This window comes from Streptomyces thermodiastaticus (genome assembly GCF_014656135.1).
Classification (GTDB): Bacteria; Actinomycetota; Actinomycetes; order Streptomycetales; family Streptomycetaceae; genus Streptomyces; species Streptomyces thermodiastaticus.
The window spans coordinates 42,815-63,798 of sequence record NZ_BNBV01000026.1; the positions used below are offsets into that span (position 1 = coordinate 42,815).

A 20,984-nucleotide genomic window follows, 5' to 3' on the forward strand; every position below is an offset into this window, starting at 1 on the left:
GCTTCGTCACTTGCCGAGAAGCTTCTTGATCTTCTTGGCGTCGGCCGGGGCCATCTCGGCGTTGCCGGTGAGGCGACGCGTCAGACGGGACGGCTTGTGCTCGAGCAGGTGGCGCTTGCCGGCGCGCTCACGCAGCACCTTGCCGGAGCCGGTGACCTTGAAGCGCTTGCTGGCACCGCTGTGCGTCTTGTTCTTCGGCATAGCGCCGTTCTCTCCTCGTCGGTGGCGCTCCAGTGCCCGGTCGCGAAGAACCGGGCACGTGCGAGCGTCGCTCTCTTGTTTCGGTTACATCCTGGGACGCGCGTGTCCCGGGATCACGCCTCGGCAGGCTCCCCGGACGCCGCCTCCCGCTGGGAGGCCGCCGCGCCACGGCCCTGACGCCCGGCCTTGCGGGCCTCCTGTGCCTGGCGCGCCTCGGCCATCGCCTCGGTCTTCTTCTTGTGCGGACCGAGAACCATGATCATGTTGCGCCCGTCCTGCTTCGGGTTCGACTCCACGAAGCCGAGGTCCTGGACGTCCTCCGCGAGCCGCTGCAGCAGCCGGTAGCCCAGCTCGGGGCGGGACTGCTCGCGGCCACGGAACATGATCGTGATCTTGACCTTGTCGCCCTGCTTGAGGAACCGGACGACGTGACCCTTCTTGGTGTCGTAGTCGTGCGGGTCGATCTTCGGCCGGAGCTTCATCTCCTTGATGACCGTGTGCGCCTGGTTCTTGCGCGCCTCACGGGCCTTCATGGCCGACTCGTACTTGAACTTCCCGTAGTCCATGAGCTTGCACACGGGCGGACGGGCGTTCGCCGCGACCTCGACCAGGTCGAGGTCGTACTCCTGGGCAAGCTCCAGTGCCTTCGCGAGCGGCACGATGCCGACCTGCTCGCCACTGGGACCGACAAGTCGCACCTCGGGAACGCGAATCCGGTCGTTGATGCGGGGCTCGGCGCTGATGGATCCTCCTCGGTAGCACCACGCGACGGTCTGGCGGACTGCCGCGGACGTCTGTGTTCGATAGACCTAACCGCGCCGAAGCAGAAAAAATGCCCCGGACGATCACAGGCGGGGCTCCTGACTGCCGGAGCACCGCCGCGATGGCCGCGGGGCGCGCTTCGGGCGGTTCGTGCTCCACCAGGAGCGACGGATTCCGCCTGACCGGGTGACCCGCCGTCCCGGAGGACGGTCAGGTGGGAGTTCGGAGCCTCCACTTGTGGGCCGAGCACGTGCGTGTCCGGCCGGTCGCTGTCCAGATTAGCACCGGCCGCCGGACAAGGGCCAACCGAGGCGCGAGGACCGGGACCACCTATCGTGTGGGTCATGAGTGAGACCCCTCCCAAGACTCCCGACTTCGACGCGATGACCCGGGACATCGCCGAGGTCCCCGCCGTCGAGGTGATCGTGACGGTCGCCGTCAACCTGATGAGCGCCGCCGCGGTGAAGCTCGGTCTGACCGAGGAGGGCGACGTGCACAAGGACCTGGACGAGGCCCGCAAGCTGGTGACCGCGCTGGCCGGACTGCTGGACGCGGCCGCGCCCGAGATCAGCACCTTCCACGCGGCACCGCTGCGCGACGGCCTGAAGTCGCTGCAGCTGGCCTTCCGCGAGGCGTCGCTGGTGCCGGACGAGCCGGGCCAGGGGCCGGGCGAGAAGTACACCGGCCCGGTCTTCGGCTGATCGGCCGCTCGCGCCTCCGGCGTCCTCGGTGCGCTGATCCTTCTTCTGGTCCTTCGCCGCCCGGCCCCGTCCGGGGTCAGGCCCGCACGTACAGGGGCTCGCCCGGCGGCGTGGCTCCGGCCGGCAGCAGTGCCAGGTCGAGGCCGCGCACCAGGCGGGCCCTGAGTGTGTCGCTGGCGGCCAGCCGTTCGGCGACGGCTCGGGCCGCGGCGGCCGGTGCGGCGGCCGCGTCCGGGTCGAGGACGAGGGCGAGGGTGCCGTCGGCCTTACCGGGGCCGAGATGGGCGCGCAGCACGGCCGGCTCGGCGGCCACCGCCTGCCGTACGGCCTCGACGACCGCCGGGTCGGCGAGCGGGTCGGCGGTGGTGCGTCCCTCGGCGAGCGCGAACAGCGCGGCCCCGGTCAGTTCGAAGGGCACCGGCCCGGCCAGGTCCAGCACCACGGTGTCCGCCTTCTCGTGCGCGGCGGCCTGAAGGGCCTGGTGCACGCGCACCGCGACGGGGCGGGCCGCCGGGTCCCAGCGGGCCAGGGCGTCGGTGGAGGTGAAGACCGGCAGGGCGGTGCGGTTGCCCGCCTTCAGCGTCGGCACGGCCATCTCGCTGGTCTTCTCGCGGCGCAGCCCCCGCTCGTCCTCCTCCGCCTCGCCGAGGACGGCCACCACCGGCACGAGCAGCCGGGCGCCCCTGAGCGCCTCCAGCACCGGGTCCACGGCGGTGCGGTCCTCGGCCCAGGCGGCGAGCGCGGCGCTCAGCCGGGGGTCGGCGGAGCCGTCGTCGTCGGGGAAGCCGGGGTCGGGAATGTTCTTGTTCGCCACGGTGACGACCCTATCCGGGGCCGTGCGCGGCCTTCACGGCTCCCCCCGCACCCGGACCCGGCCTAGGGCAGGCCCGCGGGGTCCCGGCGGGTGCGGCGGCCGCGCCACAGCACCGCGGCGACGACCAGCAGCACGCCCCCGGTGCCGCCGGCGAGCGGGCCGGCCCACCCGGCGGCGGTGCCGTCCGCCCCGTCCTTGTCGGGCCCGGAGCCGAAGTACCGGTCGCCGTAGGCCGCCACGTGCTGGTCCCCGGGCCGGATGCGGTCCGCGGCGCGCAGGGCGGCGGCCGGGTCGATCAGGCCGTACCCGCGGGAGTCGTCGCGGCCGCCGGCGGGCGCGTCGCGGGCCGTGTCCTGCAGAAGCTTCTTGATCTGGGCGGGGGTCAGGCCGGGATGGGCGGCCTTGACGAGGGCGACGGCGCCGGAGACGAAGGCGGAGGCGGCGCTCGTGCCCCAGCCCTCGTAGTACTTGCGGTCCGGGTCGGCGATGACGATGTCCACGCCGGGCGCGCAGACGGAGGCGTACCAGCTGCGGGTGGAGAAGGAGGCCCGGGTGCCGTAGCGGTCGACGGCGGTCACCGCGATGACCCCGGGGTAGGCGGCCGGGTAGGAGACGTGGTCGCCCTTCTCGCCGCCGTTGCCGGCCGAGGCCACCACGACGGCGCCCTTGCGCAGCGCGTACTGGACGGCCTCGTCCTCGCCGGCGTCCGGGTGGGCGGCGGCCGAGTCGTCGCCGAGGGAGAGGTTGATGACGTCGGCGCCATGGTCGGCGGCCCAGCGGATGCCCTCGGCGAGGGCGCCGCCCCGGGTGCTGCGGGCCCGGGCCCGGGCGGGGTCGTCGTCCTCCAGGATCACGCGGACGGGCAGGATCTTCGCCTGCGGGGCGAGGCCCATCACGCCGTCGGCGTGGCCGGCGCCGTGGCCGTGGCCGGCGATGATGCCGGCCATGGCGGTGCCGTGGCGGGCCCAGGTGCCGTCGCCGCGCCGGGCGCCGAAGCCGACGAGGTCCTTGCCGGGCAGCACGTTGCCGGCCAGGTCGGGATGGTCGGCGTCGACACCGGTGTCCAGCACGGCGACGGTGACGCCGTCACCCTGGGTGGTTCGCCACGCCTCCTGGGTGTGCAGCACGTCCAGGGCCCACTGCTTGGCCCGGATGCCGTCGGCGTGCGCGGGCGTGGACGGCACGAAGGCGACGGCGGCGGCGAGCAGCACGCTCAGGGCCGCACGCCTGCGGCTGAGGGCATGTCTCACGAGTGCTTCTCCGTGGCCGTGGTGACGGTGGTGCGCAGGGCCTTCTCGATGCGGCCGGCCAGGCCCTGGGCCTCGTCGCCCAGTCCGGCCTGGGCGGGTGCCGAGGTGGCCCCCGCCCGTGTCGCCTCGGCGGCGGGCTGCGGGGTGTCGACGACGCGGCCGTCGGCCCAGCCGGAGACGGCGTAGACGACCACGGGCAGATCGGTGGGCACGGAGACGGTCCAGCTGGCGCGCTGCCGGTCTCCGAACGAGGCGGCGACGGTGCCGGGGGCGGCGTAGGGGCGCGGCATGAGGTCGGCGCGGCGGGCCAGGTCCTCGGTGCCGAACCGGGTGGCCAGGGACTTCATGGTGGCGGCGTCGGCCTTGGTGAACAGCAGGCCCACGGTGGTGACGTAGGTCTGGGTGGCGTCGGTGTAGGTGGCGCGCAGCAGACGGGTGCAGCCGACCGGGGCGAGGGCCCGGCGCAGCAGCGGGTCGAAGGCGTCGGCGCAGTCGCTGTCGGGCGCGACGGCGACACGGGTCCAGGTGCGGTCGGCCCCGCCGGGTCCGGCGCCGGGTCCCTGGACGGTGGGCGGGAAGAGGGTGTCGACGGGGACGCTGTGCCAGAGCGTTCGGGCGGTGGCGAAGGTGCCGGTGCGTGCGCTGCCGGAGTCGTCGGTGAGCCAGCTGCCGGTGACCGCTCCGCCGATCAGGCCGATGCCGAGGACGAGGCAGACGGCGGCCGCCGCGGTCCGGGCGCCGGTGCCCGCGGCGAGGGCGCGTCCGCGCCCGCGTGCGTCGTATCCCTCGGGCAGCCCCAGGGAGACGACGGGCCGTGCGGCGCCCGGGGCGCTCGGGGCGTTCCAGGCGCGGGCGGCGCCGGAGGGCGGCGGGGCGGGGTGCGGGGTGCGGGAGTCGCCGGGTCCGGCGGGGCGTCGGGCGGAGACGGGACGCAGCCGCGTCGTGGTCTCCGTGTCGCTCTCGGCGCCCGCGCCGTCCGCGCTGCCGCCGGGACGGGCGGCCGGGGCCGGTGCGGGCGCGGACGGGTGCCGTCCGACCGTGGGCGGCGCGTCGGGGAACCGGGCCGAGGCGGGCGGCGGGGGCGGGGTCGCCGGGCCGGGGGTGTGCCGGGCGCCGGGGAAACGGGGACGCTCGTGCGTGGCCCGGTCCTCCCCGGCGGCGCGGCCGTCCGTCCGGGAGGCCGGGGCGGACTCGCCGGCCGGCCCGGTGGCGGATGCGGAGGACGCCGACGCCCCTCGCCCTGCCGAGCCGGCGGCGGGCGGCGGGTCCTCGGCGCGGTCGGCGGCGGCCGGGGACGCGCCCGGACCCGGGCTACGGCCGGGCTGCTGCCCGGGCCTGTTCCCGGCCGGGGGCTGCGGGACGGCTGCGGGGCCGGTGGCAGAGGACGGGACGCGGGGCGGGTGCGGGGGCAGGGGCGCGTGACGCGCTTCCGTGCTCATGCACCCCCCGTTTCCTCGTGCGGCCGCTCCTCGTGCGCGGCCGTCGCCGTCACCCCGCCCGGAGCCGACGGGCCGTCACCGGGCACGCATACCCGTACACGCGAAGCGCCATCCCCGCTCACGGACGCGGCACGGAGGGGTTCCGCCGTACGTGCGCGTCACTCTACGGGCTGATGGGGCGCCGGCGGGAACCCGGACCGTGCCCCGGGGGCATCTGCCCGGAACGTCCCCCTACCCTGCGGTGTTCTCGTCTGGCAGGCTGCCGCCTTGACTCCCTCCCCGTCCGGGGGGACGCCCGTCGAGATCCTCGGCCGTCGCACGGCCGGCCGCCCCGAGCCCCGCCCGGCGACGGCTCCTTACCGGCCGGGAGACCGGGGTGTCCACGAAGGAGGCCTGTATGACCGCACGTGCCGCCGACCGGGCCCGCTACGACCGCGCCACCGCCGCGCTCGACGCCCCGCTGGCCATCGTCGACCTGGAGGCGTTCGACGCCAACGCCGAGGACCTGGTGCGCCGGGCCGGCGGGAAGCCGGTACGGGTGGCCAGCAAGTCCGTGCGCTGCCGGGCCCTGCTCGAACGGGTCCTGGCCCGGGACGGGTTCGCGGGCGTCATGGCGTTCACGCTCGCCGAGGCACTGTGGCTGGCCCGGTGCGGGTTCGACGACGTGCTGCTCGCCTATCCGTCCGCGGACCGGGCCGCCTTCGCCGAACTGACCGCCGATCCGAAGCTCGCCGCCGCCGTCACGGTGATGGTGGACGACCCCGCGCAGCTCGCCCTGATCGACGCCGCCCGGGCGGGCGGACGTGAAGTGGTGCGCGTGTGCCTGGAGTTGGACACCTCGCTGAAGCTGCTCGGGGGGCGGATCCGCATCGGGGCGCGCCGCTCCCCGCTGCACTCCCCCGCTCAGGTCGCCGAGCTGGCCCGTGCGGTGATGCGGCGTCCGGGGTTCCGGCTGGTGGGGCTGATGGCGTATGAGGGGCACATCGCCGGGGTGGGGGACGCGGTGCCGGGACGCCCGGTGCGGTCGCGCGCGGTCCGGCTGATGCAGGCGGCCGCCCGGCGGGAACTGGCCGAGCGGCGGGCGGCGGTGGTGCGGGCGGTCCGAGCGGTGGCGCCGGAGCTGGAGTTCGTCAACGGCGGCGGCACGGGCAGCGTGCAGTACACCGCCGCGGAGGACGCCGTGACCGAGATCGCCGCGGGATCCGGCCTGTTCGTGCCGCGGCTGTTCGACACCTACCGTTCGTTCCGGGGCCGTCCGGCCGCGCTGTTCGCGCTGCCGGTGGTCCGGCGGCCGGGGGTCGGCGTGGTGACGGTGCTCGGCGGGGGCTACCCGGCGTCCGGCCCTGCCGGGGCGGACCGGCTGCCGGTGCCGTATCTGCCCGAGGGACTGCGCTACGACCGGCAGGAGGGTCCAGGCGAGGTGCAGACGCCGCTGCTCGGCCCGGCCGCCGACGACCTGCTGATCGGCGACAAGGTGTGGTTCCGGCACGCGAAGGCCGGCGAGCTGTGCGAGCGGTTCGACACGCTGCACCTGGTCGAGGGCGACCGGGTGACCCGGAGCGTGCCCACCTACCGGGGCGAGGGCCGAACGTTCCTGTGACGGGCGCACCCGTGTGACGGGCGCGTCCCGTGTAACGGGCCGGCCGCGGCGGACGCCGGGCCTGAGCGGTGCGGCAGGGTGCTTTCGCCGCGGCGGGCTGTCCCGGCGGGGACCGGGTTTGCTGCGGGGCCCGGGTTTCCCCGGTGGCGGATGCGGACAGATGCGGGCTGGCGGAGCAGGGAGAGCGGAGCATGGCCGTACCACCGTTGATCGGCGTGAGCACTTATCTGGAGGCGGACACCCGCTGGGGGGTGTGGCGGCTGGAGGCCGCGCTGCTGCCGGCCGCCTATCCGCGGCTGGTGCAGCGGGCGGGCGGACTGGCCGTGCTGCTGCCCCCGGACGCGCCCGAGCGGGCCGCGCGGACCGTGGCGGTCCTGGACGGGCTGGTGATCGCGGGCGGCCCGGACGTCGAACCGGCCCGTTACGGCGCCGTGCCCGACCCGCGCACCGGGCCGCCGGACCGGGCCCGGGACGCCTGGGAACTCGCCCTGATCGAGGCCGCCCTGGCCGCGCGGCTGCCGCTGCTGGGCATCTGCCGGGGCATGCAGCTGCTGAACGTCGCCCTGGGCGGCACGCTGGTCCAGCACCTCGACGGGCACGGGGGATCCGCCCCCGGGGTCTTCGGCGGCCATCCGGTCCGGCCGGTGCCCGGCACCCGTTGCGCGGCCGCCGTCCCGGAGGAGACGGTGGTGCCGACGTACCACCACCAGGCCGTCGGCCGTCTCGGCGCCGGCCTGATCGCCTCGGCGCACGCGGCGGACGGCACCGTGGAGGCCGTGGAGCCGGCATGCGACGGCCCCTGGGTGCTGGGTGTGCAGTGGCATCCGGAGATGGGCGGGGACCTGCGGGTGATGCGGGCCCTGGTCGTCGCGGCGGGCGAGGGCGGCCGGACGGACGGCGACGGCTCCCCGGGCGGGCCGTCCGCCGGCCCGGCGGGGGCGGGCGCATCCGCGGACACCCTCCGAGCCGGCGCATCGCGTCGACCGTTCGAGGACTGAGCGCCGCCGCCGCTCAGGCGGGCGTGCCGCACCGTGTGAGCGCCAGCAGGTCCCGGGCCGGTCCGGCGGGCCGGTGACCGGCGGGCCAGACGGCACGCAGGGCGCGCCGCAGGGCGACGCCCTCCACGGGCACGGTGACCAGGCGGCGCATCGACAGCTCCTCCCCCACGGCGAGTTCGCTCAGCACCGCCGGGCCCGCCCCGCTGACCGCGGAGGCCTTCACCGCGGTCGTCGAGGACAGCTCCAGCAGCGGACGGGCCAGGCCGCCCAGCGCCGCGTCCAGCACCTGCCGGGTGCCGGAGCCCTTCTCCCGCAGGATCAGCGGGGTGGCGGCCAGTTCCGCCGCCCACAGCGGCCGCCGCCGGCGGCTCCAGGGGTGTCCGGGAGCGGTCACCACGATCAGCCGGTCGTGGCCGATCACGGCAGAGTCCAGGCCGGCGGGCACGGTCAGGCCCTCCACGAAGCCCAGGTCGGCCGCGCCGGTCAGCAGCCGTTCGGCGACCTCCGCCGAGTTCCCGGCGTGCAGGGAGACCGCGGTGTCCGGACGGCGGGCGCGCAGGGCGATCAGCCAGCCGGGCAGCAGGTATTCGGCGATCGTCATGCTCGCCGCGACCCGCAGCCGGGAGTCCCGCCGGTCCCGCAGCGCCTGCGCGCCGGCGTCGAAGGCCTCGGCGGCCTCCACGACCCGCCGCGCCCAGTCCGTGACCAGTGCGCCCGCGTCCGTCAGCCGGGAGCCGCGCGGGGAGCGGTCCACCAGGGCCAGCCCGAGCTGTCGTTCCATGGAGCGGATCCGGCTGCTGGCGGCCGGCTGGGTGATGCCGAGGTCCCGGGCGGCGGCGCCCAGGCTGCCCCGCCGGGCCACCGCCAGCAGCAGCTCCAGCGCGCCCAGGTCCGGCACCCGGTGCGCCAGCACACCGCCGGTGTGACGGGACGTGCCCGTGCCGTCGCCGGAGGCCGCGGCACCCGTCCGGCGTGCGCCGGCCGCGTCGCCGCCCGACCCCGCGGTGCCGGTGCCGCGGTCCGCGGCACGCTGCTCGGGGCTGGGCCTTGCCATAAGCCCAGCTTATGCGGCAGGGGCGCCGTCGCGCGGCCCGGTCAGCGGTGCGCCGCCCGCAGCGCCCGGCCCAGCACCTCGGGCGCCCGGACCAGCGACGGCCCGTACCAGGTCAGATGCCGCCCGCTGACGAGCGCGCACGGCAGGTCCGGGAACGCCTCGGGCCCGTCGTCCGCGGTGAAGCGGTACGGCTCGTCCGGCAGCACCACGAGTTCCGCGCCGGACGTGAGCAGCTCCCGCAGGGGGATGCGGGGGTAGCGCTCGGGGTGCCGAGCGTGGACGTGGTGGACGCCGAGCCGGGCCAGCAGGTCGCCGGCGAAGGTGTCCCGGCCGAGCACCGTCCACGGCCGCCGCCACACCGGCACCACCGCCGTCCTGCGCCTAGCGGGGGCCGGCAGGGCCGCCCAGGCCGCTTCAGCCTCGTCGAGCCAGCGGGGCCTGCGGTCCGCTCCGCAGGCGGCCAGCACCCGGGCCAGCTCCGTGAACGCCTGCGGCAGGCTGCGCACCTCGGTCACCAGCACGCGAAGCCCGGCCGTGCGCAGCGCGTCGAGATCCGGTGCCCGGTTCTCCTCCTCGTTGGCGACGACCAGGTCCGGGGCGAGGGCGACGACGCGGTCGACCGCCGGGTTCTTGGTGCCGCCCACCCGCGTCACGCCGAGGTCCGCGGGACGGGTGCACCAGTCGGTGGCGCCGACGAGGACTCCGGGCAGGGTCACGGCGATCGCCTCGGTGAGCGACGGCACCAGGGACACGACGCGCATCAGCGCCTCCGGTCCCGCACCGCCTCGATGTGCTCGGCCACCGCGACCACGACCACCCGGGTCTCCGGCACGGTGGCCCGCCAGCGGTGTCGCACCCCGCCGGTCAGGTACATGGTGTCGCCGCGCGCCAGCCGGTAGGCGCGGCCCTCCGCCTCGATCTCGACCGCGCCGTCGGCGACGTACATCAGTTCGTCGTTGCGGTGCTGGAACTCGCGGCCGGCCTCGTGCTCACCGGTGAACTCGGAGGCGTGCAGCTGATGGTGTCCGCGCACCAGGGACCGCACCCGCGGCGTCGGCGCCGGCCCGGTGTCCTCGGCCCGCACGACGTCCACGCTGCACGCCGGATCGGCCGCCGCCAGCAGCTCCACCGCGGTGGTCCGCAGGGCGTCGGCGATCTTCTCCAGGGAGGTCTGGCTGGGCCGGGCCCGGTCGTTCTCGACCTGGCTGAGGAAGGGCACCGACAGACCGCTGCGCTCGGCCACGACGGCGAGGGTGAGGGAGAGCGCGCGGCGGCGGCGCCGCACGGCCGCGCCCACGCGGAGGGACTGTTCCTTGTGGTCGCCCATCGGTCCGGTTCCCTCCCTCGCTCGTCGTCCGCCTGCTGTGCCCGCCGGCCTGCGTGGGGACGCAGGCCCCCTGTTGACTTCTCTGCACCCTACGCATGTTCGGCAAACAGTTTCATGCCGCCCGTGCAACCGGTTGCGACCCAGGACGTGCCGGCCGCATGGTTCCACGGCGGCCGGACGGCTGCCCGGCGGGCGTGACCGGCCGGGCGGCGGGGGCGCGCGGTCGCGGTGCGAGGGGGACCGGCGCCCTACCGCGCTCGACCGCCGCGCCCTGCGGGGTCCGCGCGCCGGCCGGAAGCGCCGGACAGGTGCCGCCGGACGGCGGACGGTGACCGGCGGAGGGTGGCTCTTCGTGGTCGGCCGGATTCCGCCGTTGTGACCGCAGGGTGGCAGAACCAACGACGTACGGGCCCCGGATGTTCCCCCGGCCCATGCGGCGACGCCCCGGCGGCCTTGCGCGATGCGCGAGGGGGCGGGCCCCGTGCCGTGTCCTGCGGCGGGGCCCGCCCCCTCGGGCGGTGATGCGGTGGCGGTCGTCCGGTGGCCGGAACCCGACCGGAGCACGCCCGTGGGGTCAGCCCGTGGTCATGCGCTGCTCCACGTCCGGGTGCTGCTTCAGCCAGGCGGTGACCGCCTCGTCCTCGTGGCCCTGACCGCGCGCGTTGATCTCGCTCTCCAGGCTGCCCAGCTCCTCCTCGCTCATCCGGAAGTTCTTGATCCACCGGGTGAGCTGCGGGTACTGCTCGGGGAACGCCTTGCTGGAGACGGTCCGGATGGTGTTGCCCTCGCCGAACAGCTTCTTGTCGTCCGTCAGCTTGGTCAGGTCGTAGCGGCTGTACGCCCAGTGCGGCGACCACAGCACCACGGCCACGGGCTGGTGCTTGGCGTAGGCGCGCTTCAGCTCGGCGAGCATGGCGGGGGTGGAGCCGTCGACGACCTTGTACTCCTCGTCCAGGCCGTAGCCGGGCAGGACCTTGGTCTTCAGCAGGTTCATCTCACCGGTGCCGGCCTCGATGCCGATGATCTTCCCGCCGAACAGGTCCGACTTGCCCTTGAGGTCCTCCAGGGACTTCACGTCCTTGACGTAGGACGGCACGGCGATCTCCAGCGAGGTGGGCTGGTACCAGGTCCCGAGGTCGGTGAGCCGGTCCTTGTTCTTGTCCCAGTAGTTGCTCTGCGCATACGGCAGCCACGCGTCGAAGTTGAGGTCGATGTCCCCGCCGGCCAGGCCGGTGTAGACGGGGCCGACGTCCATCTGCTTCAGGTTCAGCCGGTAGCCGCGGCGCTCCAGCACGGCCTTCCACAGGTGGGTGACGGCGATGTCCTCGTCCCAGGGGAACCAGGCCACGTTCAGTGCGCGCTCGGCCTCGGCCGGCGCGGCGGTGGAGCCGCCGGAGACCGGGGCCAGCTTGTCGACCATGCCGGGGTTGTCCTTCAGCCAGGTGCGCACGGCCTCCTGCTGACGGCCCTTGCCGGCCTTGTTGATCTCCGCCTCCAAGCTGGTGAGCTGCTTCTCGTCCAGCTTGAAGTTCTTCAGCCAGCCGGCCACGACCGGGTCGTCGCCGGCGAAGCCCTTGCGGGCCAGGGTGTGCACGGCGTCGCCCTTGCCCCAGGCGCCCTTGGGGTCCTTCAGCTTCTTCAGCTGGTAGTCGCTGTAGGCCCAGTGCGGCGACCAGAGGGTGACGACGATCGGTTCCTTCTTGCTGTAGGCGCGCTTGAGCTCGGCCAGCATCGCCGGCGTGGAGCTGTCGACGACCTTGTACCCCTCGTCCAGGCCGTAGTCCTTCAGCACCTTGCTCTTGAGCAGGGCCATCTCGCCGGCGCTGGACTCGATACCGGTGATCCTCCCGCCGAACAGGGAGGCCTTGCCCTTGAGGTCCTCCAGGGAGTCGACGTCCTTCATGTAGGCCGGGACGGTCAGTTCCAGGGAGGTCGGGCCGTACCAGGAGCCGAGGTCGTCGAGCTGATCGCCGTACTTCTTCCAGTACTGGGCGTGGGTGGTCGGCAGCCAGGAGTCGGTCTCGAAGTCGATGCTGCCCTGGGCGAGCGCGGTGTACAGCGGGCCGGCGTCGAACTGCCGGGCGTCGACCTGGTAGCCGCGCCGTTCGAGGATCTCCTTCCACAGGAAGGTGGAGGCCACGCCCTCGTCCCAGGGGATGTAGCCGATGCTGATCTTCTTGCCCTTGCCGACGTCCTGCCCGCCGGAGGCGGTCGTGGCCGAGCCGCCACCGCCGCCGAACAGGCCCATGCCGCCGGCGACCAGCGCGAGGACGACGACACCGATCACGGCGACCTGCGGCCGCAGCCGGTAGGACCAGATCTTCATGCGCTTCAGCGCCTGCGCCTTGGCGGCGACGCGGCGGCCGAGCGGGGAGACCTGGTCGCCCAGGGCGCCGGTCATGCGGTCCAGGTAGATCGCGAGGATCACGATGGCGACGCCCGCCTCGGAGCCGAGGCCGACGTCGAGCTGGCCGATGGCCTCGTTGACGTCGCCGCCCAGGCCGCCGGTGCCGACCATGCCGGCGATCGCGGCCATGGACAGACCGAGCATGATCACCTGGTTGACGCCGGCCATGACGGTGGGCAGCGCCAGCGGCAGCTGGACCCGCAGCAGGGCGTTGCGGGGCGTGGTGCCGAACGCCTCGGCGGCCTCCACCAGCTCCCGGTCGACCTGCCGGATGCCCAGCTCGGTCATGCGCACACCGGGCGCGAGCGCGAAGATCAGCGTGGCGACGATGCCTGCGGAGGCGCCGGTGCCGAAGAACAGGATGGCCGGGATGAGGTAGATCATCGCCGGCAGCGTCTGCATGAAGTCCAGGATCGGCCGGACCACGGTGCTGACCCGGCTGGAGCGGGCCGCCCAGATGCCGACCGGCACCGAGATCACCAGCGCGATGATCGTGGCGACCAGGACGAGCGACAGGGTGACCATCGCGTCCGACCACAGCTCCATGGAGTCGATGAACGCGAACCCCACGAAGGACAGCACACCGGCGAGCACCCCGCGCAGCCACCAGGCGAGCACGGCGAAGATGCCGGCGAGCAGCAGCGGCTCGGGTGCCTGCAGGACGGCGTCGATACCGTCGTAGGCGCCGGTGAAGACGGTCTTGAAGAAGTCGAACAGCCAGGACACGTGGTCCAGCAGCCAGTCGACGGCGGTGTTGACCCAGTCGCCGAGCGGGATCCTAGGCATGGGCGACCTCCTTCTCGCCGCCCTTGTCCCGCCGGGCGTCGCAGGCGGCGGGCGTGCCGGCCGGCTCGTCGCCGAGGAAGCCGAGCAGCCGCTGCCGCGGGACGACCCCGACGACGCTGCGGTCGGGGCCGACGACAGCGACGGGGTGGCTGAGCCGGGCGCAGATCGCGCACAGTTCGGCGAACGGCGTGTCGGGCGTCGCGGTCTCGCAGCCGCAGTCGGCCTCGTCGCCGCGCACGTCGCGGTCCATGACCGCCTCCGCGGTCAGCACCCGGGAGCGGTCGACGTCCTGGGTGAAGGAGGCGACGTAGTCGTTGGCCGGGCGCAGCAGGATGTCCTCGGCGGTGCCGGTCTGCACGATGCGGCCGTCGCGCATGACGGCGATGCGGTCGCCCAGACGCATGGCCTCGTTGAGGTCGTGCGTGATGAACACGATGGTCTTTTTGAGGGTCTTCTGCAGCTGGAGCAGCTGGTCCTGCATGTCACGGCGGATCAGCGGGTCCAGGGCGCTGAAGGACTCGTCCATCAGCAGCAGGTCCGCGTCGGTGGCCAGGGCGCGGGCCAGGCCGACGCGCTGCTGCATGCCGCCGGACAGCTCGTCGGGCCAGGACTTCTCCCAGCCGGCCAGGCCGCACAGGGCGAGCGCCTCGTCGGCGCGGCGTTCGCGCTCGGCGCGGGGCACGCCCTGCACTTCCAGGCCGTAGGCGGCGTTGTCGCGGACGCTGCGGTGCGGGAAGAGCGCGAAGTGCTGGAACACCATGCTGATCTTCTGGGAGCGGACCGTGCGCAGCTCGCGGTCGGTGAGCGCGGTCAGGTCCTGCCCGGCGAACCGGACGTGGCCGGCGGTGGGCACGAGCAGCCCGTTGAGCATGCGCAGCAGGGTCGACTTGCCGGAGCCGGACAGCCCCATCACGACGAAGATCTGGCCGGGGTCCACGGTGAACGAGGCGTCGATCACGGCAGCCGTGGTGCCGTCGGCGCGCAGATCGTCGCGGTCGGCTCCCTGCCGCAGCTTCTCGACCGCCTCGTCCGGTCGTCTGCCGAACACCTTGAACAGGTGCTCGGCTTCTAGCAACGGTGACACACGTACCTCTCACCTAGGGAACAAGGACACGACGACGCGAAGGCTGGGTAACAGTTGAATTACGCAACCACTCTCGGTCGTCGCCGCGCCTGCCCAACCGCATTCGACGCAAACGCGAAGGTGGTCCACCTCACATGTTTTCGGCCATGCAGGCGCCGACCGGCCATCACAGGGGTACCGTGCGCCACTCTTCCTGTCACTCAGAGTGACGAGCTTCGCACGTGCCGACGGATGCGCCGGTCGTCCATCCCGTACATCCGCGGTGCTGAGACGAGCTGCCGCGCCTCCTTCGCGCCGCGTCGCACGAGCACGGCGGTCACGGTGTGCACCTCGTGCCACGCGTGCGGACGTCCGACGTCCGCGGCGTCGGGGACGACCGCCGGCGCGCCGGCGGCGGCCTGCGCCGCCTCGCCGCCCTCGGCCGGGGCACGCGCCCATGGGACCACAGGTCCGCGTGGATGTCCGCCATGAACCGAAGGCGAGGCGCTCCTGCGGGGCTCGGCAGGGACCCGACATGGCCTTGGGGGAGACGGCGCGCAGTTCGTCGCGCACGAGCCCCGCCCCCGGCGATGGCATGCTGGGCGCATGTCGACGCGCCCCGCAAAGAGCCTGCTCCTTGACACTCCGTCGCTGTACTTCCGCGCCTACTTCGGTGTCCCCGAGTCGGTCAGGGCGCCCGACGGCACGCCGGTGAACGCCGTGCGCGGGCTGCTCGACTTCATCGACCGGCTGGTCAGGGACCACCGGCCCGACCGGCTGGTGGCCTGCATGGACGCCGACTGGAGGCCGCGGTGGCGGGTGGAGCTGATCCCCTCCTACAAGGCGCACCGCGTCGCCGAGGAGCATCCGGAGGGGCCCGACACGGAGGAGGTGCCCGACACACTGTCCCCGCAGGTCCCGGTGATCGAGGCGGTGCTGGACGCCATCGGCATCGCCCGGGTGGGGGTCGCGGGGTACGAGGCGGACGACGTGATCGGCAGCTACGCCGCGCGGGCGGCGGGACCGGTCGACATCGTCACCGGCGACCGGGACCTGTACCAGCTGGTGGACGACGCCCGCCGGGTGCGCGTGCTGTACCCCGTCAAGGGGGTGGGCACGCTGCAGATCACCGACGACGCGGTGCTGCGCGCCAAGTATGGGGTGGACGGCGGTGGGTACGCGGACCTGGCGCTGCTGCGCGGCGACCCGAGCGACGGGCTGCCGGGCGTGCCCGGCATCGGGGAGAAGACCGCGGCCAGGCTGCTGGAGCGCTTCGGCGACCTGGCCGGGATCATGGCGGCCGTCGAGGACCCGGGGTCGGGGCTGACGCCGTCGCAGCGCAAGCGGCTGGCCGAGGCGCGGCCCTATCTCGCGGTGGCGCCGAAGGTCGTGCGGGTCGCCACCGACGTGCCCCTGCCGGCGGTGGACACCGGGCTGCCGCGCAGCCCGCGCGACCCGGCGGCGCTGGAGGCGCTGGCCTCCCGCTGGAATCTGGGCGGCTCCCTGCAACGGCTGCTGGACACGCTGGCGGGGTGACCGTTCCGGCGAGCGGTCACGGCGCGCGCGGCGGTTCGTTTCCGGAACATCACACGTGCACAGCAGGCGGATGCTAACTTAGGTAAGCCTAAGCAAGGTGAACGGGAGGCCGTCATGGCAGAAGGTCCGGCGCGCAAGCCGCGCAAGACCCACACCGGTCGGGTGATCCGCACCGAGCGGCTCACGCCGCACATGCAGCGGGTCGTGCTCGGCGGCGAGGGGCTGGCCGGCTTCTCGGCGGACACCTGCACCGACCACTATGTGAAGCTGCTGTTCCCGGCCGAGGGCGTCACCTATCCCGAGCCGTTCGACATCGAGCGCATCCGCGCCGAGTTCCCGCGCGCACAGTGGCCGGTGACCCGGACCTACACCGTGCGCGACTGGGACGCGGAACACCGGGAGCTGACCCTGGACTTCGTACTCCACGGCGACGAGGGCCTGGCCGGCCGCTGGGCGGTGCGGGCGCGGCCGGGCGACACCCTCCGCTTCCTGGGGCCCGGCGGTGCCTACGCCCCCGACGCGAGCGCCGACTGGCATCTGCTCGCCGGTGACGAGAGCGCCCTGCCCGCGATCGCCCGGTCCGTGGAGGCGCTGCCCGAGGGCGCCGTGGCCCACGCGTTCGTGGAGGTCGCCGGTCCCGAGGAGGAGCAGAAGATCGACTCCTCCGTCCAGGTGACCTGGCTGCACCGCGGCACCCGGCCCGTCGGCGAGGCGCTGATCGAGGCCGTCCGCGGTCTGGAGTTCCCCGAGGGCCGGGTGCACGCGTTCGTGCACGGCGAGGCCGGCTGCGTCAAGGAGCTGCGCCGGCTGCTGCGCGTGGAGCACGCGATCCCGCGTGAGCGGTTGTCGATCTCCGGGTACTGGCGCCTGGGCCACGACGAGGACGGCTGGCAGGCCTCCAAGCGGGAGTGGAACGCCCGGATCGAGGCCGAGCAGGAGGGCGCGGCACCGGCCGCGTGAGGACGGTGCCCGGGGCCGCGCCGTGCGGTGCGGCTCGCGCCACCGGCGGCCGTCGCGCGTGCCGTGTGTGCGGGGTGCCGGCGGCCCGGGCCGTAGGCTGCACGGCGTGAGACGCAGGACCCCGCCCCCGCCCGCTCCCCTGCCCCAGCGCCGCGGGGTGGACCCGGTGCGGGTGCGGCTGCCCGCGAGCGGGCCGTGGGCCACCGTGCGGGAGCACCTGGTGGAGCGGCTGTCGGGAGCCGCGCCGGGAGCGGTGGAGGCGATGTTCCGGGCCGGGGAGGTCGTCGGGGCGGACGGGCGGCCGGTCGCGCCCGACGCGCCGTTCGAACCGGGGATGTTCGTGTGGTTCCACCGGGAGCTGCCCGAGGAGGTCCCGGTGCCCTTCCCGCTGCATGTCGTCCACCGCGACGAGCACATCGTGGTGGCGGACAAGCCGCACTTCCTCGCCACCACGCCGCGCGGCACCCATGTCGCCGAGACCGCGCTGGCGCGGCTGCGCCGCGAGCTGGGTCTGCCCACGCTCAGTGCCGCGCACCGCCTGGACCGGCTCACCGCGGGACTGGTGCTGTTCACGGTGCGCCCGGAGGAACGCGGCCGCTACCAGACGCTCTTCCGCGACCGGCGGGTGCGCAAGGAGTACGAGGCCGTCGCCCCGTACGATCCGCGGCTCGCGCTGCCGCGCACGGTGCGCAGCCGGATCGTGAAGGAACGCGGCGTGCCGGCCGCGCGGGAGGTGCCGGGCGAGCCGAACGCCGTCACCCGGGTCGGCCTCGTCGAGCACCGCGCGGCCGATGGTCTCGCACGCTACCGGCTGGTCCCCGAGACCGGGCAGACCCACCAGCTCAGGGTGCACATGAGCGCCCTGGGGGTGCCGATCCTCGGTGATCCGCTGTACCCGGTGGTGACCGGTCCCGTCCCGGCCGGTGACTTCCGGCGCCCGCTGCAGCTGCTGGCCAGGACCCTGGAGTTCACCGACCCGGTCACGGGGGCGGAGCACCGGTTCCGCAGCCGCCGGGTGCTGGGGGCCTGGGTCGACCCGCGGGAGTGGGCGGGACGGTGACCGCGGCGGGCAGCGGGGGCGTGCCCGGGCGCGTCGGACGCGCACCGTCACGCCCCCTGCAGCAGGTGCCGGGCGGGGTCAGCCGACCGACGAGTAGGCGACCACGCCCCGCAGCAGGCCGTCGACGGCCTTGCGGGCGTTCCTGGCCACCGTGGAGTTCTCGGTGGGGGCCGCCGCCGCGATCTGGCCGAGCACGTCGATGACCTGCTTGCACCAGCGCACGAAGTCACCGGCCGGCATCTCCGTCTCGCGCAGCACCTCGTCCAGCCCCTTCCCCGAGGCCCACATGTACGCGGCCCAGGCGAAACCGAGGTCGGGCTCGCGCTGGCCCACGCCCTCGGTCTGGTTGATGCGGAACTCCTCCTCCAGGGCGTCCAGCCGGCCCCAGATGCGGACCATCTCCCCGAGGGCCTCCCTGGCCTTGCCGGCCGGCAGCTTCGGTGCCAGGGCGTCGTCCCCGGCCCGGGACTCGTACACCAGCGCCGAGACACAGGCGGCCAGTTCGGCCGGACCCAGGCCCTCCCAGACCCGCCCGCGCAGGCACTCGCTGGCCAGCAGGTCCAGTTCGCCGTAGAGCCGGGCCAGGCGCCTGCCGTGCTCGGTGACCTCGTTGCCGCGCAGATAGTCCAGTTCGGTCAGCAGCGCCACGATGCGGTCGAAGGTGCGCGCGATGGTGTTGGTGCGGCCCTCGATACGGCGCTCCAGCTGCTTGGTGTCTCGCAGCAGCCGGTGGTAGCGCTCGGCCCAGCGGGCGTGGTCCTCGCGCTCGTCGCAGCCGTGGCAGGGGTGGGCGCGCAGCGCGCTGCGCAGCCGGGCGATCTCCCGGTCGTCGGCGGCCGCCGAACGCCGCTTGCGGTGCCGCTCGAGCGGGATGTGCCCGGCGCGGGTGCGCAACGCGGAGGCCAGGTCGCGGCGGGACTGCGGGGAGCGCGGGTTGAAGGACTTCGGGATGCGCATCCGGTCCACCGGCTCCACGGGCACCGGGAAGTCGATCGACGCCAGCCGCTTGACCTGCCGCTCGGCGGTCAGCACCAGCGGGCGCGGCCCGTCGTGGTACTCCAGGCCGCGGTGGCCGCCGACCCGGCCGGCCGGCAGCCCCGGGTCCAGGACCAGCGCCAGGCCCGCGTACTTGCCGGTGGGCACGTGGATGACGTCGCCGGGCCGGAGCCGTTCCAGGGCGACGGCGGCCTCGGCGCGCCGCTGGGCCGCGCCCTGCCGGGCCAGCTCGTTCTCCCGGTCCTTCAGCTCCCGGCGCAGCCGCGCGTACTCCTCGAAGTCGCCGAGGTGGCAGGTCATCGACTTCCTGTAGCCGGCCAGCCCCTCCTCGTTGCGCTGCACCTGCCGGGAGATGCCCACGACCGACTTGTCGGCCTGGAACTGGGCGAAGGAGCTCTCCAGCAGCTCGCGGGAGCGGTGCCGGCCGAACTGCTCGACCAGGTTGACCGCCATGTTGTACGACGGCTTGAAGCTGGAGCGCAGCGGATAGGTGCGGGTGCCGGCCAGGCCCGCGAGGTGCTCGGGGTTCATCCCGCGCTGCCACAGCACCACCGCGTGCCCCTCGACGTCGATGCCGCGGCGGCCGGCGCGGCCGGTGAGCTGCGTGTACTCGCCGGGGGTGATGTCGGCGTGCTGCTCGCCGTTCCACTTGACGAGCTTCTCCAGCACGACGGAGCGGGCGGGCATGTTGATGCCCAGGGCGAGGGTCTCGGTGGCGAAGACCGCCTTGACCAGGCCGCGCACGAACAGCTCCTCGACGACCTCCTTGAAGGTCGGGAGCATGCCGGCGTGGTGGGCGGCGATGCCGCGCTCCAGGCCCTCCAGCCACTCGTAGTAGCCGAGGACGTGCAGGTCCTCGGGCGGGATGGAGGCGGTGCGCTCCTCGACCAGGGCGCGGACCTCCTCGCGTGCGGCCTCGTCGTTCAGGCGCAGTCCCGCGTACAGGCACTGCTGGACGGCCGCCTCGCAGGCGGCCCGGCTGAAGATGAAGGTGATGGCGGGCAGCAGGCCCTCGGCGTCCAGACGCTCGATGACCTCCGGGCGGCTCGGTGTCCAGACCCTCGAGCGCTGGCGGCGCTCGCGCTCCCGGTCGGCCGCGCGCATCGACCGTCCGCGCCGGCGGTCCGGGAAGGACGGGCGGCTGGCCTCCAGCCGGGCCATGCGCAGCAGGTCCGGGTTGACCTTGCGCCGGCCGTCGCCCTCCTCGAACAGGTCGTACATCCGCCGTCCGGCCAGCACGTGCTGGAACAGCGGGACGGGCCGGTGCTCGGAGACGATCACCTCGGTGTCACCACGGACGGTGTCCAGCCAGTCACCGAACTCCTCGGCGTTGGACACGGTCGCCGACAGGGACACCAGGGTCACCGACTCGGGCAGGTGGATGATCACCTCCTCCCAGACGGCGCCGCGGAAGCGGTCGGAGAGGTAGTGCACCTCGTCCATGACCACATAGCCGAGGCCGAGCAAGGTCTGGGAGCCGGCGTAGAGCATGTTGCGCAGCACCTCGGTGGTCATCACGACCACCGGGGCGTCGGCGTTGACGCTGTTGTCGCCGGTGAGCAGGCCCACCGTGCCGCTGCCGTAGCGGCGGCACAGATCGGAGTACTTCTGGTTGGACAGCGCCTTGATCGGCGTGGTGTAGAAGCACTTCTTGCCCTGCCGCAGGGCCAGGTGCACGGCGAACTCGCCCACGATCGTCTTGCCGGAGCCGGTGGGCGCGGCGACCAGCACGCCCTTTCCCGCCTCGAGGGCCTTGCAGGCCTCGATCTGAAAGGGGTCGAGGCCGAAGTCGTACATCTCGCGGAAACCCGCGAGGGCGGTGGCCTGCTCGGCAGCCCGCCTGCGCGCTGCCGCGTACCGCTCGGCCGGTGAGAGGTCCTCAGTCATCGTGCTGTCGAGCGTACCGGGCCGTGCCGACAACCGGACGATCATTCTCACGATCAGCGGCAACGCCCCTGGTCAGGGGATGTGCGGGCAGGCGGACATGCGGGAGGCCGGCCGCCCGCGGTGCGGGGCGGCCGGCTTCCCGG

Annotated in this window: 17 protein-coding genes; 6 read left to right on the top strand and 11 right to left on the bottom strand. The window is 74.1% G+C overall.

Annotation, left to right across the window (positions count from 1 at the left end):
• Positions 1-6 precede the first annotated feature (6 nt).
• Positions 7-201 (bottom strand): 50S ribosomal protein L35, encoded by a 195-nt coding sequence (gene rpmI, locus IE286_RS21300; protein WP_189798372.1) that lies wholly within the window; start codon positions 199-201, stop codon positions 7-9.
• Between the two features lie 113 nt (positions 202-314).
• Positions 315-944: a translation initiation factor IF-3 gene (infC, locus tag IE286_RS21305; protein WP_125499425.1), complete on the bottom strand. Its 630-nt coding sequence runs from the start codon at positions 942-944 to the stop codon at positions 315-317.
• Between the two features lie 363 nt (positions 945-1,307).
• On the opposite strand from infC, the gene IE286_RS21310 reads away from it, so the two are divergent.
• Complete coding sequence (locus IE286_RS21310; protein WP_189798373.1) at positions 1,308-1,664, top strand: DUF1844 domain-containing protein; 357 nt, start codon at positions 1,308-1,310, stop codon at positions 1,662-1,664.
• A 76-nt stretch (positions 1,665-1,740) separates the two neighbouring features.
• Here IE286_RS21310 and IE286_RS21315 read toward each other — a convergent pair whose 3' ends face one another.
• The 3 genes from IE286_RS21315 to IE286_RS27335 form a co-directional block, all read right to left on the bottom strand.
• Entirely contained in the window at positions 1,741-2,478 is a 738-nt protein-coding gene (locus IE286_RS21315) for an SseB family protein (RefSeq protein ID WP_189798374.1), read from the bottom strand.
• Positions 2,479-2,540: 62 nt separating this feature from the next.
• Positions 2,541-3,728: a type VII secretion-associated serine protease mycosin gene (mycP, locus tag IE286_RS21320; RefSeq protein WP_189798375.1), complete on the bottom strand. Its 1,188-nt coding sequence runs from the start codon at positions 3,726-3,728 to the stop codon at positions 2,541-2,543.
• On the bottom strand, positions 3,725-5,167 hold the full coding sequence (locus tag IE286_RS27335; protein WP_229863257.1) for a hypothetical protein: 1,443 nt from the start codon (positions 5,165-5,167) through the stop codon (positions 3,725-3,727). Before IE286_RS27335 ends, mycP begins: the two co-directional genes overlap by 4 nt.
• A gap of 397 nt (positions 5,168-5,564) precedes the next feature.
• Between IE286_RS27335 and IE286_RS21330 the strand changes: the two genes are divergently transcribed.
• Positions 5,565-6,767, top strand: a complete 1,203-nt coding sequence (locus tag IE286_RS21330; protein ID WP_189798376.1) for an amino acid deaminase/aldolase — start codon at positions 5,565-5,567, stop codon at positions 6,765-6,767.
• Positions 6,768-6,958: 191 nt separating this feature from the next.
• On the top strand, positions 6,959-7,765 hold the full coding sequence (locus IE286_RS21335) for a gamma-glutamyl-gamma-aminobutyrate hydrolase family protein (RefSeq protein ID WP_189798377.1): 807 nt from the start codon (positions 6,959-6,961) through the stop codon (positions 7,763-7,765).
• Between the two features lie 13 nt (positions 7,766-7,778).
• On the opposite strand, the gene IE286_RS21340 is transcribed toward IE286_RS21335, so the two are convergent.
• From IE286_RS21340 to IE286_RS21360, 5 genes are all read right to left on the bottom strand, one after another.
• Complete coding sequence (locus IE286_RS21340) at positions 7,779-8,819, bottom strand: LysR family transcriptional regulator (RefSeq protein WP_267969278.1); 1,041 nt, start codon at positions 8,817-8,819, stop codon at positions 7,779-7,781.
• 41 nt (positions 8,820-8,860) lie between these two features.
• A complete protein-coding gene (locus IE286_RS21345; protein ID WP_189798378.1) occupies positions 8,861-9,580 on the bottom strand; it encodes a helical backbone metal receptor in 720 nt (239 codons plus the stop codon).
• Positions 9,580-10,146: a helix-turn-helix domain-containing protein gene (locus tag IE286_RS21350; RefSeq protein ID WP_125499172.1), complete on the bottom strand. Its 567-nt coding sequence runs from the start codon at positions 10,144-10,146 to the stop codon at positions 9,580-9,582. Before IE286_RS21350 ends, IE286_RS21345 begins: the two co-directional genes overlap by 1 nt.
• Before the next feature lie 574 nt (positions 10,147-10,720).
• Positions 10,721-13,339 carry an ABC transporter permease/substrate binding protein gene (locus IE286_RS21355; protein ID WP_189798379.1) on the bottom strand — a complete coding sequence of 873 codons (2,619 nt, stop codon included), beginning with the start codon at positions 13,337-13,339 and terminating at the stop codon, positions 10,721-10,723.
• The gene (locus IE286_RS21360; RefSeq protein ID WP_189798380.1) at positions 13,332-14,423 is read right to left on the bottom strand and encodes a quaternary amine ABC transporter ATP-binding protein; all 1,092 of its coding nucleotides are present in this window, start codon (positions 14,421-14,423) and stop codon (positions 13,332-13,334) included. The genes IE286_RS21355 and IE286_RS21360 overlap by 8 nt, the downstream gene beginning before the upstream one ends.
• Positions 14,424-15,008: 585 nt before the next feature.
• Between IE286_RS21360 and IE286_RS21365 the strand changes: the two genes are divergently transcribed.
• The 3 genes from IE286_RS21365 (at position 15,009) to IE286_RS21375 (ending at position 17,958) form a co-directional block, all read left to right on the top strand.
• Positions 15,009-15,938 carry a 5'-3' exonuclease gene (locus IE286_RS21365; RefSeq protein ID WP_189798381.1) on the top strand — a complete coding sequence of 310 codons (930 nt, stop codon included), beginning with the start codon at positions 15,009-15,011 and terminating at the stop codon, positions 15,936-15,938.
• A 114-nt stretch (positions 15,939-16,052) separates the two neighbouring features.
• Complete coding sequence (locus IE286_RS21370) at positions 16,053-16,898, top strand: siderophore-interacting protein (RefSeq protein WP_189798382.1); 846 nt, start codon at positions 16,053-16,055, stop codon at positions 16,896-16,898.
• Positions 16,899-17,004: 106 nt separating this feature from the next.
• Positions 17,005-17,958, top strand: a complete 954-nt coding sequence (locus IE286_RS21375) for an RluA family pseudouridine synthase (protein ID WP_189798383.1) — start codon at positions 17,005-17,007, stop codon at positions 17,956-17,958.
• A gap of 78 nt (positions 17,959-18,036) precedes the next feature.
• Here the strand turns inward: IE286_RS21375 and IE286_RS21380 are convergent, their stop codons facing one another.
• Positions 18,037-20,886 (bottom strand): DEAD/DEAH box helicase, encoded by a 2,850-nt coding sequence (locus IE286_RS21380; RefSeq protein ID WP_189798384.1) that lies wholly within the window; start codon positions 20,884-20,886, stop codon positions 18,037-18,039.
• Between the last annotated feature and the right edge of the window lie 98 nt (positions 20,887-20,984).

Bases quoted from the DNA above. Each gene is read 5' to 3' on its own strand.
- rpmI (WP_189798372.1), bottom strand. From the start codon at position 201: ATGCCGAAGAACAAGACGCACAGCGGTGCCAGCAAGCGCTTCAAGGTC.
- IE286_RS21310 (WP_189798373.1), top strand. From the start codon at position 1,308: ATGAGTGAGACCCCTCCCAAGACTCCCGACTTCGACGCGATGACCCGG.
- IE286_RS27335 (WP_229863257.1), bottom strand. From the start codon at position 5,167: ATGAGCACGGAAGCGCGTCACGCGCCCCTGCCCCCGCACCCGCCCCGC.
- IE286_RS21330 (WP_189798376.1), top strand. From the start codon at position 5,565: ATGACCGCACGTGCCGCCGACCGGGCCCGCTACGACCGCGCCACCGCC.
- IE286_RS21335 (WP_189798377.1), top strand. From the start codon at position 6,959: ATGGCCGTACCACCGTTGATCGGCGTGAGCACTTATCTGGAGGCGGAC.
- IE286_RS21340 (WP_267969278.1), bottom strand. From the start codon at position 8,819: ATGGCAAGGCCCAGCCCCGAGCAGCGTGCCGCGGACCGCGGCACCGGC.
- IE286_RS21345 (WP_189798378.1), bottom strand. From the start codon at position 9,580: ATGCGCGTCGTGTCCCTGGTGCCGTCGCTCACCGAGGCGATCGCCGTG.
- IE286_RS21350 (WP_125499172.1), bottom strand. From the start codon at position 10,146: ATGGGCGACCACAAGGAACAGTCCCTCCGCGTGGGCGCGGCCGTGCGG.
- IE286_RS21355 (WP_189798379.1), bottom strand. From the start codon at position 13,339: ATGCCTAGGATCCCGCTCGGCGACTGGGTCAACACCGCCGTCGACTGG.
- IE286_RS21365 (WP_189798381.1), top strand. From the start codon at position 15,009: ATGTCGACGCGCCCCGCAAAGAGCCTGCTCCTTGACACTCCGTCGCTG.
- IE286_RS21370 (WP_189798382.1), top strand. From the start codon at position 16,053: ATGGCAGAAGGTCCGGCGCGCAAGCCGCGCAAGACCCACACCGGTCGG.
- IE286_RS21380 (WP_189798384.1), bottom strand. From the start codon at position 20,886: ATGATCGTCCGGTTGTCGGCACGGCCCGGTACGCTCGACAGCACGATG.